This window comes from Saccharopolyspora sp. 7B (assembly GCF_020177435.1).
Lineage (GTDB): Bacteria > Actinomycetota > Actinomycetes > Mycobacteriales > Pseudonocardiaceae > Saccharopolyspora_C > Saccharopolyspora_C gregorii.
This window is the reverse complement of sequence record NZ_JAIUKC010000062.1, coordinates 38498-52718: the sequence shown is the minus strand read 5'-3', so window position 1 is coordinate 52718 and position 14221 is coordinate 38498. Positions and strand designations below refer to the sequence as shown.

14 protein-coding genes and 2 tRNA genes are annotated in these 14221 nt (G+C 72.4%); 14 read left to right on the top strand and 2 right to left on the bottom strand.

Going from position 1 to position 14221, the window contains the following annotated elements; genetic code table 11:
- The first annotated feature begins 14 nt into the window (after positions 1-14).
- From LCD33_RS12065 to LCD33_RS12055, 3 genes are read left to right on the top strand one after another with little or no spacing between them, the layout of a single operon-like run.
- Positions 15-1301 carry an MFS transporter gene (locus LCD33_RS12065; protein WP_224966786.1) on the top strand — a complete coding sequence of 429 codons (1287 nt, stop codon included), beginning with the start codon at positions 15-17 and terminating at the stop codon, positions 1299-1301.
- The gene (locus LCD33_RS12060) at positions 1298-2626 is read left to right on the top strand and encodes an MmgE/PrpD family protein (RefSeq protein ID WP_224966785.1); all 1329 of its coding nucleotides are present in this window, start codon (positions 1298-1300) and stop codon (positions 2624-2626) included. Before LCD33_RS12065 ends, LCD33_RS12060 begins: the two co-directional genes overlap by 4 nt.
- Positions 2627-2637: 11 nt before the next feature.
- Positions 2638-3276 carry an aspartate/glutamate racemase family protein gene (locus LCD33_RS12055; RefSeq protein ID WP_224960913.1) on the top strand — a complete coding sequence of 213 codons (639 nt, stop codon included), beginning with the start codon at positions 2638-2640 and terminating at the stop codon, positions 3274-3276.
- A 301-nt stretch (positions 3277-3577) separates the two neighbouring features.
- Here LCD33_RS12055 and LCD33_RS12050 read toward each other — a convergent pair.
- Positions 3578-3651: transfer RNA gene (locus tag LCD33_RS12050), tRNA-Gly, on the bottom strand.
- A 126-nt stretch (positions 3652-3777) separates the two neighbouring features.
- Between LCD33_RS12050 and LCD33_RS12045 the strand changes: the two genes are divergently transcribed.
- From LCD33_RS12045 to LCD33_RS12010, 8 genes are all read left to right on the top strand, one after another.
- Positions 3778-3851: transfer RNA gene (locus tag LCD33_RS12045), tRNA-Pro, on the top strand.
- 152 nt (positions 3852-4003) lie between these two features.
- Complete coding sequence (locus LCD33_RS12040; protein ID WP_224959622.1) at positions 4004-4231, top strand: hypothetical protein; 228 nt, start codon at positions 4004-4006, stop codon at positions 4229-4231.
- Between the two features lie 254 nt (positions 4232-4485).
- Complete coding sequence (gene tig, locus LCD33_RS12035; RefSeq protein ID WP_224959625.1) at positions 4486-5910, top strand: trigger factor; 1425 nt, start codon at positions 4486-4488, stop codon at positions 5908-5910.
- Between the two features lie 286 nt (positions 5911-6196).
- Complete coding sequence (locus tag LCD33_RS12030) at positions 6197-6769, top strand: ATP-dependent Clp protease proteolytic subunit (RefSeq protein WP_224959666.1); 573 nt, start codon at positions 6197-6199, stop codon at positions 6767-6769.
- Between the two features lie 37 nt (positions 6770-6806).
- Positions 6807-7436 (top strand): ATP-dependent Clp protease proteolytic subunit, encoded by a 630-nt coding sequence (locus LCD33_RS12025; protein ID WP_224959627.1) that lies wholly within the window; start codon positions 6807-6809, stop codon positions 7434-7436.
- Between the two features lie 431 nt (positions 7437-7867).
- Positions 7868-9148: an ATP-dependent Clp protease ATP-binding subunit ClpX gene (gene clpX / locus LCD33_RS12020; protein ID WP_224959630.1), complete on the top strand. Its 1281-nt coding sequence runs from the start codon at positions 7868-7870 to the stop codon at positions 9146-9148.
- Between the two features lie 181 nt (positions 9149-9329).
- On the top strand, positions 9330-9998 hold the full coding sequence (locus LCD33_RS12015) for an alpha/beta hydrolase (RefSeq protein WP_224967272.1): 669 nt from the start codon (positions 9330-9332) through the stop codon (positions 9996-9998).
- A 118-nt stretch (positions 9999-10116) separates the two neighbouring features.
- Entirely contained in the window at positions 10117-11013 is an 897-nt protein-coding gene (locus LCD33_RS12010; protein WP_224959634.1) for an alpha/beta hydrolase family protein, read from the top strand.
- 20 nt (positions 11014-11033) lie between these two features.
- Here the strand turns inward: LCD33_RS12010 and fdhD are convergent, their stop codons facing one another.
- Positions 11034-11879 carry a formate dehydrogenase accessory sulfurtransferase FdhD gene (fdhD, locus tag LCD33_RS12005; protein ID WP_224959636.1) on the bottom strand — a complete coding sequence of 282 codons (846 nt, stop codon included), beginning with the start codon at positions 11877-11879 and terminating at the stop codon, positions 11034-11036.
- Positions 11880-12088: 209 nt separating this feature from the next.
- Here fdhD and LCD33_RS12000 point away from each other — a divergent pair, with 209 nt between their 5' ends.
- The 3 genes from LCD33_RS12000 to ligD are packed head-to-tail and all read left to right on the top strand — an operon-like array spanning position 12089 to position 14220.
- A complete protein-coding gene (locus tag LCD33_RS12000) occupies positions 12089-12688 on the top strand; it encodes a DUF1963 domain-containing protein (protein WP_224967271.1) in 600 nt (199 codons plus the stop codon).
- 54 nt (positions 12689-12742) lie between these two features.
- Positions 12743-13333, top strand: a complete 591-nt coding sequence (locus LCD33_RS11995) for a DNA polymerase ligase N-terminal domain-containing protein (RefSeq protein ID WP_224959640.1) — start codon at positions 12743-12745, stop codon at positions 13331-13333.
- Positions 13330-14220: a non-homologous end-joining DNA ligase gene (gene ligD, locus LCD33_RS11990; RefSeq protein WP_224959642.1), complete on the top strand. Its 891-nt coding sequence runs from the start codon at positions 13330-13332 to the stop codon at positions 14218-14220. The genes LCD33_RS11995 and ligD overlap by 4 nt, the downstream gene beginning before the upstream one ends.
- The last annotated feature ends 1 nt before the right edge of the window (position 14221 follow it).

Below are 14221 nucleotides of genomic sequence, written 5' to 3'. Positions count from 1 at the left end.
TCGAGGAACACGCCATGAGCACACGGTTTCGCTTCGTGACGCTGGGGCTGGTGATCGGCCTCATCGTCATCAACTACATCGATCGCAGCGCGGTCTCCTACGCGGTGGAACCGCTGGAGCAGGCGTTCGGGATCACCACCGCGCAGTACGGGATCATCAGCTCCGTCTTCTCCATCGGCTACATGGTCGCGGCGTTCCTGTCCGGGCCGCTGGTGGACCGGTTCGGGACGCGGCGGGTGCTGCTGTCGGCGATCGCGCTGTTCTCGGTGACCACCGCGCTCATCCCGATCGCCGGTTCGTTCGCCGGGCTGCTGGTCATCCGGTTGCTGCTGGGCATCGGGGAGGCACCGGCGTTCCCGGCGGCGACCCGCACGGTGAGCCGGTGGCTGCCGATCCGCGAACGCGGGGTGGCGCTGGCGCTGTGCGGCGGGGTCGCGGTTTCCGGGAGCCTGCTGATCTCCGGTCCGCTGCTGACGGGGCTGACCGACCTGGTGGGCTGGCGCGGCATGTTCTGGACGCTGGCCCTGTTCGGCGTGGTGTGGGCGGTGCTCGCCGTGCTGCTGCTGCGCGACCTGCCCTCGGAGTCGGCGCGGGTGAACGACGCGGAGCGGGAGCTGATCGCGGCCGGGCAGGAGTCCGATTCGGCGCCGGGCCGGTCCCGGGTGCGGTGGCGGCCGCTGCTGACGAACCGGAACCTGTGGGTCGTCGCGGGCGGGTACTTCGCGTGGGGCTTCATGTTCTGGGGCTTCATGTACTGGCTGCCGTCGTTCCTCTCGAACGCCTACGGCCTGAGCGTGGAGCAGGCGGGCGCGTTCTCCATCGCGCCGTGGGCGTGCGGCATCGTCGGCGCGCTGGTCGGCGGTTACGTGGTGGACCGGGTGTACCGGCGCAGCCCGCGGATCCGCACCCGGTTCGCGGTGATGGGCGCGGCGCTGCTGCTGGCCGGGTGCTCGTTGATCCCGCTGGCGATCGCGCCGACGCTGACGGTGGCGCTGCTCTCGATCTCGCTGGGCGTCGGCTTCGGGTTCGTCACCGGCGGCATCTGGTGGGTGGCCTCGATCGACGCGGCACCGGACCAGCCGGGCAGCGCCGCCGGGTTCGCCGATGCGGCGTTCGCGTCCTCGGGGATCGTGGCCCCGTCGGTGATGGGCTTCATCGTCGCCGGCACCGGGAGCTTCACCAGCGGATTCGTCGTGATGGCCGGCTTGGCGGTGGCGGGTGCGCTGCTGATGCTGCTGGTGCCCCGCGAGCCGGTCGCCGCGGCGGCACCGGCGGGCCGCGTCGTGCGCGAGCGGGCATGAGCGGGGCGGCGGAGCTCCGGCAGGCCGTCGGCGGGCTCGGCCGGTGGGTCTCGGAGCTGAGCTGGGCTGAGGTGCCCGCCGAGGTGCGGGAACGCCTGCTGGTGGTGCTCACCGATTCGATCGCGGTCACCGCGCTCGGCTCGCGGGACCCGGCGCAGCGGGCGCTGGTCGCCGCGTGGGACGCCCCGGACGGGCCGTCCCCGCTGTTCGGGACGGGCCGTGCGGTCGCGGTGGACGCGGCGGCCTGGTTGAACGCGGTCGCCGCGGTGCGCTTGGAGCTCGACGACGGGCACCGGCTCGCCGCGGGGCATCCGGCGGCGCACGGCTTCCCCGCGGTGCTGGCGCTGGCCGCGCGGCGGGGGGTGCGCGGCGCGGAGCTGTGCTGCGCCCTGCTGGCGGCGTACGAGGTCGCGGCCCGGTTCGGCCGGGCGACGCGGTTGCGGCCGGGCACCCATCCGCACGGCAACTGGGGCGTCCCGGGTGCGGCGGCGGGCTGCGCGCGGCTGCTCGGCCTGGGGCCCGCGGAGACGGCGGCGGCGATCGACGCGGGCGGTGGCCTGCCGGTCGCGGGCCCGTTCTCGGCGGCGCTGGACGGCAACCCGGTGCGGGACGCCTGGGTGGGTGCGGCGAACCAGTCCGGGCTGGCGGCGGCGCGGCTGGCCGCGTCCGGGGCCGGGCAGGTCACCGGGGTCGCGGCGGACGCGCTGGGCGGTCTGCTGGGCGAGCTGGACCCGGCGGTGCTGACCGGCGGGGGCTGGGAGGTCCTCGGCGGCTACTTCAAGCAGCACTCCTCGTGCTCGTTCACCCACGCCGCGATCGACGCGGCGCTGTCGGTGCGGGAGCAGGTGGGTCCGGACCCGGCGGAGGTCCTGGTCGAGATCCACTCGCTCGGCGCCGGGTTGGACCGGACGAGCTGGCCGACGCCGCTGGCGGCGCGGTTCTCGCTGCCGTTCGTGGTGGCGACGGCGCTGCGGCGGGGGCGGGTGGGCCCGGCCGAGTTCTCCGCGGCGGCGCTGGCCGACCCGGGCACCGCCGAGCTGGCCCGCCGGGTCGTGGTGCGCGCGGCGCCGGACCTGGACGCCCGGCTGCCCGCGGAGCGGCCGGTGCGGCTCACCGCGGCCGGGGTCGTGGCGGAGCGCCCGAACCCGGTCGGCGACGCCGCCTTCCACCCGTTCTCCGCCGCGGACCGGGTCCGCGTCCTCGGCGAGCTGCTGGGCGCGCCGGAGGTGGTGGCCGGTGTCCGGGAGCGGTGCGCCGCGCTGCCGGACGCGGTGGACGCCGCGGCGGAGCTGCGCGCGCTCGGCGCTTCGTGCCAGGTCCGATGAGGAGGAACACCATGCTCGTGCACGCCGTCACGCCGATCGTCGTCGGGCCGCGGGAGGTCGCCCGCAGGCAGGCCCGCTACGACGCGCTCTCGCCCGCGGGGGTGCGCGTGGTGCTGTCGGACCTGCCCTCGGGCGGCCCGCGCGCCCTGGAGTCCGCGGCGGACGTGCGCCGGTCGACGGAGCTGGTCGCGGAGTCGCTGGCCGCCGCGCCGGAGTGCGACGCGGTGCTGCCGGACTGCGTGCTGGATCCGGCGGTGCCCGCGGACGGGGGCCTGCTCGGGGGCCGTCCCGCGCTGGGCCTGCTCCGGTTGGCGGTGGGGGCCGCGGTCGCGGCGGGGCATCGGATCGGTGCGGTGACCCGCAACGCGGCGATCGCCGCCGAGCTGCGCCACCGCATCGACGACTACGGCTGGTCGAATTCCTTCGCCGAAGTGGCGGTCCTGGACCTGGCGGTCGAGGACATCACCGACCCGGCCCGCTGGTCGGCGGCGATGCGCGACCCCCTGGCCGCGTTCGCGGCCGCGGGCGTCACCGCCGTCATCAACGGCTGCTCCGCAGTGGACACCGAGCAGCACCCCGACGCGCCCGTGGTCCTGGACCCGATCCGAACGGCCCTGGCGGTCCTGGGAGCGCTCACCCCGCCCCCCTGACACCCCCGCGAAGTCCGAACAGGAGAACCCCCGCCGACCCGTGCAGGAGCCTGCGCTAGGGGAGGACCGCGGGACATCGGCAATTTCGAATCGCCACCCGAGGGACGAGGTGCCGGGAGGTCGACCGGTCGCCCTCGCGGAGTTTCCCGCCGTCCCCTCAGCCCGTCTCAGTGCGAGACCCGCCGCGCCGTCCACAGGTGCCCACCGCACCGTGGGGGCCTACGGGGGCTCGGCCCCCGTACGGAAATGCGAAAGGGAGAGGGGCCAAGATCAAAGATCTCGGCACACCTTTCCCACGACCTGGAGCGGGCGACGGGAATCGAACCCGCGTAGCCAGTTTGGAAGACTGGGGCTCTACCATTGAGCTACGCCCGCGTGCTCGGTCGACGTGTCCCGGCGGTGTTCCGCCGAGGTCTTCCCGACCTTGCGTGCCCCAGCTTAACGCGTCGCGATAGGCTCTCCGCAACGCACCCGGGCAGTGGGGGTGCGGTGCAGGTAGGACGGGGTGTGGCGCAGTTTGGTAGCGCACTCGCTTTGGGTGCGAGGGGTCGTGGGTTCAAATCCCGCCACCCCGACGGTCCTCCGGGAGGCGTGGTCGTGCGGCCGCGCCTCCTTCTTCACGTCCGGGTGGTCTCACGGAACGTGATCTTCCCGGGTGATTCGTTCGACTTCCGGTAACGGTGAGCAGCCGCCGCCCGATTTCGCGGTCGTGCACGTTCACGTTGCTGTGTCGAGGGCCGCGCGCCGGGTCCGGCTCCCCGCCTTGGTGGTGGGGGTGCTGCTGGCGCTCGCGGTGCTGCTGCTGGTCGGGGTGTCGTTGTTCGTGGACGTTCCCGGCGGGCACGTCGCGCCGCCGACGGTGGGGATCGGGACGGCGGTGATCCCGACGCCGCTGGGTTCGGTGGGCGGTGCCGGTGAGGTGGCCGGTGACGCGGTGTTCTCGGCGCCGAGGTGACGGCTCGCCCGGCGCGCCGCGGCGGGAATTCGCGCTCCTGGCGTGGAATCGGCCGCGGGGCCCGGTTCGCGCGGGCCCGCGCGCTCGCGGCCGGTGGGTAGCGGGTGGCGCCCTGAGGCAACCCCCGGGGGCTCCGGTCTCGCCTGGGCAATAGACTCGGAGGTCAGCCCGGCGTCGCCGGCGCGCCCCCGACGTGGGGTGGCGCTCCCGCCGGCACCGCCGGGGTCCGAAGCACGTTCGCACTAGGAGACCACGTGAAGAGCACCGTCGAGCACCTGAGCCCGACGCGCGTACGGATCAACGTCGAGGTGCCGTTCGACGAGCTCAAGCCGAACTTCGACCGCGCGTACAAGGCACTGGCCAACCAGGTCCGCATCCCGGGCTTCCGGCCGGGCAAGGTTCCCGCCCGGGTGCTGGAGAGCCGCATCGGCCGGGGTCCTGTGCTCGACGAGGTCGTCAACGAGGCGGTTCCGGCCAAGTACATGGAGGCCATCAACGGCACCGAGGTGCGCACCCTCGGGCGTCCGGAGATCGAGGTCACCAAGATCGAGGACGGGGACCAGATCGAGTTCACCGCCGAGGTCGATGTGCGTCCGGAGATCACCGTTCCGGCGTTCGGCGAGCTGTCGGTGTCGGTGGACGACGTCGAGACGACCGAGGACGAGGTGCAGGAGCAGCTGGACGAGCTGCGCGCCCGCTTCGGCACGTTGACCGGCGTGGACCGTCCGGCGCAGCAGGGCGACTTCGTCAGCATCGACCTGTCGGCCACGGTCGACGGCGAGGACGTCGAGGAGGCGCGCACCAGCGGCCTGTCGTACGAGATCGGCTCCGGCCAGCTCATCGAGGGCATCGACGACGCGCTGATCGGCGCGTCGGCGGGTGACACGAACACCTTCAACACCGATCTGGTGGCCGGCGAGTACGCGGGCCGCGAGGCCGAGGTCACGGTGACCTTGGCGTCGGTGAAGGAGCGGCACCTGCCGGAGGCGGACGACGAGTTCGCCCAGATGGCCAGCGAGTTCGACACGGCCGAGGAGCTGCTCGCCGACCTGCGGGAGCGGCTGGGCCGCGTCAAGCGGATGCAGCAGGGCATGCAGGCCCGGGACAAGGTCCTGGAGGCGCTGCTGGAGACCGTCGAGGTCCCGCTGCCGGAGAACGTGGTGAAGTCCGAGGTGGAGGTTCGCGAGCACGACGCGATCCACCCGTTCGACCACGACGAGGCGAAGTTCGCGGAGTGGCTGGAGCAGCAGGACCAGACCCGCGAGCAGTTCGACGCGGAGACCCGCGAGGAGGCGGAGAAGGCGGTCCGCACCCAGCTGGTGCTGGACACGATCGCCGACGCCGAGAACGTCTCCGTCTCGGACAACGAGCTGACCGAGCGGATCATCTACCAGGCGCAGCGCTTCGGCGTGAGCCCGGACCAGTACGTCCAGCAGGCGCAGCAGTCCGGCCAGCTCGGGGCGATCTACGCGGACGTGCGGCGCAGCAAGGCGCTGTTCTCCGTTGTGCGCCAGGCCACCGTGGTGGACGCGTCCGGCGCGGAGCTGGACCTGGACGAGCTGTTCGGTTCGCAGGACGACGCCGGCGAGCAGCCGGAGGTCGTGCAGGGCGAGGTCGAGCAGGCCGAGGACGCGAAGTCCGATGCGAAGGACGAGTCCGCCGCGACGAAGTCCGAGTGACGGTTCTTTCGCGGTGATTTCGCCGTGAGCGGAAGGATTCTGCGAACGGCGGGAGCAATGCACAAGCTCTGAGCGAACGTGGGCGGTACCGGGAAGCTGGTGCCGCCCACGTTCGTTAGGGTCGGTTGCAAGCGGATCACCGGATACGGAAAAGCAAGGCGTTCCCAGCGGGTCGGCGGCCGACGGCCGGTGTGACCGGTCCATTGTGGAAGCCCTCATCGTGGAAGAAGGCAGGGGAGACGTGACGCAGCACCTGACTGTTCCGGCGTCGGACTCGACGCCGCACATGCGGTCGACGAACGGGCTCTCGCTCAACGACTCGGTTTACGAGCGCTTGCTGCGGGAGCGGATCATCGTCCTGGGCTCCCAGGTCGAGGACACCATGGCCAACCAGATCTGCTCGCAGCTGCTCCTGCTCGCGGCCGAGGACCCGGAGCGGGACATCTCGCTCTACATCAACTCGCCGGGCGGTTCGGTGACCGCGGGCATGGCGATCTACGACACGATGCAGCTGATCAAGCCGGACGTGGCGACCGTCGCGATGGGCTTCGCGGCGTCGATGGGCCAGTTCCTGCTGTCCGCCGGTGCTCGCGGCAAACGGTTCACGCTGCCGCACGCGCGGATCATGATGCACCAGCCGTCGGCGGGTCTCGGCGGCACGGCCTCGGACATCGCGATCCAGGCCGAGGTGTTCACCAAGCACAAGCGGGAGATGGCGGAGCTGATCGCCGCTCAGACCGGGCAGACGGTGGAGAAGATCACGGCCGATTCCGACCGCGACCGCTGGTTCACGGCGGAGGAGGCCCGCGACTACGGCTTCGTGGACCACATCGCCTCCGCGGCGAACCTGCCCAGCTGACCGCGCGCCCGGAACCACTAACGAGGAGTCACCTGTCGTGAGCTCATTCCAGCTTCCGCAGTCCCGGTACGTGCTGCCCTCCTTCGTCGAGCGCACCGCGTACGGGGTGAAGGAGTCCAACCCGTACAACAAGCTGTTCGAGGAGCGCATCGTCTTCCTCGGCGTCCAGGTGGACGACGCCTCGGCGAACGACGTGATGGCGCAGCTGCTGTTCCTGGAGTCCGACGACCCGGACCGCGAGATCCAGATCTACATCAACTCGCCGGGTGGTTCGTTCACGGCCCTGATGGCCATCTACGACACCATCCAGTACGTCCGCCCGGACGTGCGCACGATCTGCCTGGGCCAGGCGGCGTCGGCGGCGGCGGTCATCCTGGCCGCGGGCACGAAGGGCAAGCGGCTCGCGCTGCCGAACTCCCGGATCCTGATCCACCAGCCGTCCACCGAGGGCATCTACGGCCAGGTCTCCGACTTGGAGATCCAGGCCAACGAGGTGCAGCGGATGCGCGACCTGATGGAGACGACGCTGGCCACGCACACCGGCAACGACAAGGACCAGGTCCGCCGGGACGTGGAGCGGGACAAGATCCTGACGGCGGAGCAGGCGCGGGAGTACGGGATCGTCGACGAGGTCCTGCCCTACCGCAAGCTGTCCGCGCAGTCCTGATCCGGTCGGCCCGCGTGGCGACCGGAGGTGGTGCTCCGGCGGCCTCCTCGCGCCCGGCCCGGCGGTTCGGCCGGCCGGTCCGAGGTGAGGGGGTCGCCGCGCACCCGGGGCGGTCGCGGCACGGAGTGCCGCCGCTGAGAAGATGTTGATCTCCGGCGGGGCCGCTCCGCTGATCAGCGCGGTGCGGTGCGGAAAGCCGGTCGCGGGAGCGTTCCGGGAAGTGGGATGCTGTGGTGCGCTCGGCGCACCGGCGTCCGCGACACGCCGGGAGCGCGGCCACCGGCCGTCGCACCCGGTGCATGCCGGAGACTGGCGAGCAGCGGAGTCTGCGAGTCTCCCCGAACCGGGGGAGCGGCAGGTACCGTCGGAACGAGCACATACGGTCAGGCACGTCACCGGACGGCGTGCCGGAGGGGACGGGGTCAGCGGTCATGGCACGTATCGGTGACGGCGGCGACCTGCTGAAGTGCTCCTTCTGCGGGAAGAGCCAGAAGCAGGTGAAAAAACTCATCGCCGGCCCCGGCGTGTACATCTGCGATGAGTGCATCGATCTCTGCAACGAGATCATCGAGGAGGAACTGGCGGAGGCCGGTGAGGTCAAGCTCGACGAGCTGCCCAAGCCGACCGAGATCCACGAGTTCCTCGACCAGTACGTCATCGGACAGGACCCGGCGAAGCGCAACCTGTCGGTCGCGGTCTACAACCACTACAAGCGCATCCAGATGGGTGAGCGCGCCCGGGACAGCCGCGAGGAGAACGTCGAGCTCGCGAAGTCGAACATCCTGATGCTCGGTCCCACGGGCTGCGGGAAGACCTACCTGGCGCAGACGTTGGCGAAGATGCTCAACGTGCCGTTCGCGATCGCCGACGCCACCGCGCTCACCGAGGCGGGCTACGTCGGCGAGGACGTCGAGAACATCCTGCTCAAGCTCATCCAGGCCGCCGACTACGACGTGAAGCGGGCCGAGACGGGCATCATCTACATCGACGAGGTCGACAAGATCGCCCGCAAGAGCGAGAACCCGTCGATCACCAGGGACGTCTCGGGCGAGGGAGTGCAGCAGGCGCTGCTGAAGATCCTGGAGGGAACCACGGCGAGCGTGCCCCCGCAGGGCGGCCGCAAGCACCCGCACCAGGAGTTCATCCAGATCGACACGACGAACGTGCTGTTCATCGTGGCCGGTGCCTTCGCCGGGCTGGAGAAGATCGTCGAGGACCGGGTGGGCAAGGCCAGCGTCGGTTTCGGCGCCCAGCTGCGGTCGAAGGAGGAGGCGAACTCCGCGGACCGGTTCGCCGAGGTGCTCCCCGAGGACCTGATCAAGTTCGGGTTGATCCCCGAGTTCATCGGCCGGCTGCCCACGGTGGCCAGCGTGACGAACCTGGACAAGCCCTCGCTGGTGCAGATCCTCACCGAGCCGCGCAACGCCCTGATCAAGCAGTACAAGCGGTTGTTCGAGATGGACAACGTGGAGCTGGAGTTCACCCGCACCGCGCTGGAGGCGGTCGCCGACCAGGCGATCCTGCGCGGCACGGGGGCTCGTGGCCTGCGCGCCATCTTGGAAGAGGTGCTGCTGCCGGTGATGTACGACATCCCGAGCCGCACCGACGTGGCGAAGGTCGTCATCACCGAGCAGACCGTCCGGGAGAACGTCAACCCCACGATCGTGGCCAGGCAGGCGACGCGGCGGGAGCGCCGCGAGAAGTCCGCCTGAGACCCGAGCACCGCACGCAGCACCACCCACCGCCGCCGTCCCGTTCCGGGGTGGCGGCGGTGTGCGTCGTGCGCCCGCGCGGGTGGTTTCCCGCTCCTGTTCCCCGGATCGCCCAGCGGCGTCCCGCGCGATGCATGATCATGCGGAGCGGAGGTTGCATCGTCCGGCTGGGGAGGGCCCGATGAGCGAGCTGCACGTGCTGCTGGTGCCGGACGGGTCCGGCTCCGGGCCCTGGCACTGGCAGCAGTGGCTGGCGGCACGCTTGCGGGAAGCGGGCGCCGTCGTCACCCGGTGCCCGGGCCCGGTGGAGTCGACGGCGGCGCTGCGGGCCGAGCTGGCGCGCGTACTGCCGGAGGCGGAGCTGGCCGTGGTGGCGCACCGCGGCGGGGCCCGCACCTGGTTGCGGCACGCGGCCGCGCCGGGCGGACCGGAGACGCGCCGGGCGGACCGGGTGCTGCTGGTCGCCCCGGCCGAGCCGGACGTGTCCCCGGGCCGACCGGGTCCGCGCGCGGTGGAACGGGGGCTGCAGGCGGCGGAAGCCGACGGGCGGGGAGCACGCGCGGCGGAGCCCGATGCGCCGGCGCTGCGCGCGGCGGGCGGCCCGACGCGGATGGTGGTGGGCACCGACGACCCGGAGCTGTCGGTGTGCGCGGCGCACGCGCTCGCGCACCGGCTGCGGGTGGAGCTGGACGTGCTCGCCGACGGTCGCGCGCTGGACCTGGCCGCGGGCTACGGCCCGTGGCCCGCGCTGCTGCGCTGGGCGTTGTACGGCTCGGTGCCGGTGGCCGACCGCTTCGACACCGCGCCGCACGTCGCCGGCTGGTCCGCGGTGCCGGAAGCGGTCCGCTGACCGGAGGTCACGACCGGTGCGACGTGGGTGAGCTCTCGGTGGTGGCGGGGCCCGTCCGGTAGCGCAGACGGTCGTTGGCACGATGGACGGCTCGGAGGGAACGAGGCCCGGAGGTGCCATGCAGCGCGGGAAGCCGCGGAACGTCCCGATGCCGAACCGGCGCACCCTGCTCACTTCCGGCCTGGTCGGAGCGGGCGCGCTCGGCTTGGGGCTGAGCAGCGATTCCGGTGGCGCGCTGGTCCCCGCCGAACCGCTCCCACTGGCCAAGCAGAGCAACGTCTCGGTGGAACGGGTGCACTCGCAGGCCCGCAACCGCGAGGTCGAGATCGTCACCATGTACCCGAGCGGGGTGTCCCGCGATCGGATCCCGGTGTGCCTGATGCTGCACGGCCGGTTCGGCGACGCCCGCAAGTCCGCGGGGGGCCTGCCGAGCTGGTTGACCACCGCGGTCGCCACCGGCAAGGTGCCGCCGTTCGCGTTCCTCGCCGTCGACGGCGGCGGCAACAGCTACTGGCACCAGCGGTTCGGCGACGACCCGATGTGGATGTTGCTGGACGAGGTGCCGCGCTGGCTAGCGGAGCGCGGCATCGGTGGTGACGACGGCCAGCCGTTCGCGGTCTCCGGGATCTCGATGGGCGGGTTCGGCGCGCTGCTCTACACGCGGCGCCGCAACGAGCTGGAGATCCCGGTGGAGGCCACCGCCGTCGTCTCCCCGGCGCTGATCACGAACTGGCCGGAGATGGCGCGGCGCCGCGCGTTCGCCGACGAGGCCGACTGGCGGGCCATCGACCCGATGCGGCACATCCCCGAGCTCGGCGACGTGCCGCTGGGCGTGTGGTGCGGCACCCGGGACCGGTTCATCACCGGCACCCGCAAGTTCGTCCGCAAGGCTCGCCCGGAGGTGGCCTCGGTGTCCACCCCGGGCGGTCACAACAGCCGGTACTACCGGCTCGCGCTGCCGGAGGTCGTCGATTTCGTGGGGGGCTACGCCCCGGACAAGTCCGACCACGGCTGAGACCGGCGGCCCGGCACCGGTCAGGGCACCGGGGCGGCATCGGGTTCGAGGATGCGGTGCGTGCCGGTGTAGACGTTCATCGAGCTGCCCCGGAGGAAGCCGACCAGCGTCATGCCCTGCTCGGCGGCCAGCTCCACCGCCAGCGAGGACGGCGCCGACACCGCGGACAGCAGCGGCACCCCGGCCATCGCCGCCTTCTGCACCAGTTCGAACGAGGCCCGGCCGGACACCATGAGCACGCACCCGCGCAGCGGCACCCGGCGTTCCAGCACCGCCCAGCCGAGCACCTTGTCGACCGCGTTGTGCCGCCCCACGTCCTCCCGGCACACCAGCAGGTTCCCGTCGCCGTCGAACAGCGCGGCCCCGTGCAGTCCGCCGGTCGAGTCGAAGACCTTCTGCGCGGCCCGCAGCCGGTCGGGCAGCGCGGCGAGCGTCTCCGGGGTGATCTCCAGCGGGTCGTGCTCGGGCGAGTGCCGGGTGCTCAGCCGCACCGAGTCGAGCGCGGCCTTCCCGCACACCCCGCAGGAGGAGGTGGTGTAGAAGTTGCGCTCCACGGACGTGTCGGGCGGCGTGACGCCCGGCGCGAGCAGGATGTCCAGCACGTTGTAGGTGTTGCGTCCGTCCGGCCCGGGGCTGTCGCAGTAGCGGGCGCTGTGCAGGTCGTCCTTGTCCGCGATGACGCGTTCGGTGAGCAGGAAGCCGTGGGCGAGCTCCACGTCGTGGCCGGGGGTCCGCATGGTCACCGACAGGGCGCGGCCGTTGACCCGGATCTCCAGCGGTTCTTCGGCGGCGAGGGTGTCCGGCCGGGTTCGGGAACCGCTCTCGGTCACTCGCAGCACGGGGCGCCGCACGGTGACTCGTCCCATCGTCAGCCTCCTGGGTCGGCTCTGCTCGGATGCCGGGACCAGTATGCGCCGCGTGCTCGGCCCGCCGGTGGGGCCGTCGTGGGCTGCTCCGTTCGGGTGTGACATCGGCACCGCCCACCCGGAGGAGGATGGTTCCGCCGGGTGAGATCGCTAGGGTCTCGCCGGACGCCCGACACGCCCCGGGGAACCCCGCTACAGCAAGGATTCCGATGCCCGACCTCGCCGCCCAGCCCCGCCAGAGCCTCCGCTTCGTCGAATCGGAGGAGCCCATCACCGAACCGGTCACGAAGTTCGGTGGCCAGCCGGTGTGGCTGTCGACGCCGGCGTGGCCGATGTCGGAGGCGCTGGGCAGGCCGATGCGGTTCCTCGGGCAGCTCCGGCTGCCCGGGGAGCAGGTGCGGCTCGCCTACCTGTTCCTCACCGAGGACTACCCGGAGGAGGCCGACGAGGTGGTGGACACGTTCGCGCCCGACTCGGGGGAGAACGCGTTCTTCGCCCAGCCCGGGGAGCCGGCCGACTTCTACCAGGTGGCGACGATCGCCAAGGGGCCGACGTTCGGGCCGGACCACCGGGTGGAGCTGGCGCCGTTCGACGGCGAGGTGGACGTGGACGACTTCGCGACGAGGCTCGGCGGGGCGCCGCAGTGGTTGCAGGGCGACGAGTCGCCAGGGGAGCCGTTCCGGTTCGTGGGGCAGTTCGACAGCTCGGTCGATTTCCCGTTCGAGGTGGACTTCGGCGACGCGGGGGTCGGGTACGCGTTCCTCGACGAGGCCAGCGGGCAGGGGCGCTTCCTCTGGCAGTGCAGCTGAGCAGCGGCGGCTGACGCGGGTGTGCCGCGCGCCCGCGCCGGGTAGGGCTGCGGCATGGCACGGGACGGGCTCGGCGAATACCGGAGCAAGCGGGACCTGGCGCGGTCCGGCGAACCGGGCGGTGGCGCGCCGGGGGAGCTGCCGCGGTTCGTGGTGCAGCGCCACGACGCCTCCACGGTGCACTTCGACTTCCGGCTGGAGGTCGGGGACGTGCTCAAGTCGTGGGCGGTGCCGAAGGGACCGTCCACCGACCCGCGGCAGAAGCGGCTGGCCACGCCCACCGAGGACCACCCGCTGGACTACGCGTCCTTCGAGGGCACCATCCCGGAGGGCTACGGGGCGGGCACCGTCGTCGTGTGGGACACCGGGTCGTACCGGAACCTCACCGAGCACCGCGGGAAACCGGTGGAGATGGCCGACGCGCTCGAACGCGGCCACGTGAAGGTGCTGCTGGAGGGCAGCAAGCTGACCGGCGCGTTCGCCCTCACCCGCACCCCGATGCGCGGCCGGGAGGAGTGGCTGCTGGTGAAGGTCGACGACGAGGGCGCCGACCGGCGCCGCAACCCGGCGCGCACCCAGCCCGAGTCGGTGCTCTCCGGCCGCACCAACGCCGACCTCGCCGCCGAGCGGGAGAACGGCCGATGAGCGGGGCGGAGGTGCTGTCCGCCGGTGCCGAACGCGTCGAGCTGACCCACCCGGACAAGGTGCTGTACCCGGCGGACGGCTACCGGAAGCGGGACGTCGCCGAGTACTTCCGCGCGGTCGGCGACCGGATGGTGCCGCACCTGCGCGGGAAACCGCTGACGATGCGCCGCTTCCCGGACGGGGTGGGTGCGGCGGGCTTCTTCCAGAAGGAGGCGTCCGGCCACTTCCCGGACTGGGTGCGGGTGGTGCCGGTGCCGCAGCGCGGCGCGGGCGGGCCGGTCCACCACGTGGTGTGCGACGACGTGGCGACGCTGGTCTACCTGGCGACCCAGGCGTGCCTGGAGTTCCACGTGGGCCTGGCCGCGGCGGCGGAGCCGGACCGGCCGGTGCTGGCGGTGGTGGACCTCGACCCGCCGCCGGGGACCGGGATCGCGGAGCTGCGGGCGGTGGTGCGCGAGTTCCGGGACCGGTTCGCCGACGCGGGCCTCGCCCCGCACCTGCAGACCACCGGCGGCAAGGGCTTCCACGTGGTGGCCCCGCTGGCGGGCCGCCGCGGCTTCGACGAGGTGCGCGCGGCGGTGCGGGACATGGCGCAGGACGCGGTGCGCGCCGCCCCGGACCGGCTCACCACCGAGCAGCGCAAGGACGAGCGCGGCGACCGGATCTTCTTGGACGTGGGGCGCAACGCCTACGGGCAGACGATGATCGCGCCCTGCTCGCTGCGAGCCCGCGACGGCGCCCCGGCGGCGACGCCGCTGGACTTCGCCGAGCTGTCGAAGGCGACCCCGCGGTCCTACGGACTCCGGAACCTGCCGCGCCGCCTGGCCCGCAAGGCCGACCCGTGGACCGACCTCCCGGACACCGCCGCCGACTTCCCGCGCTCCTGAG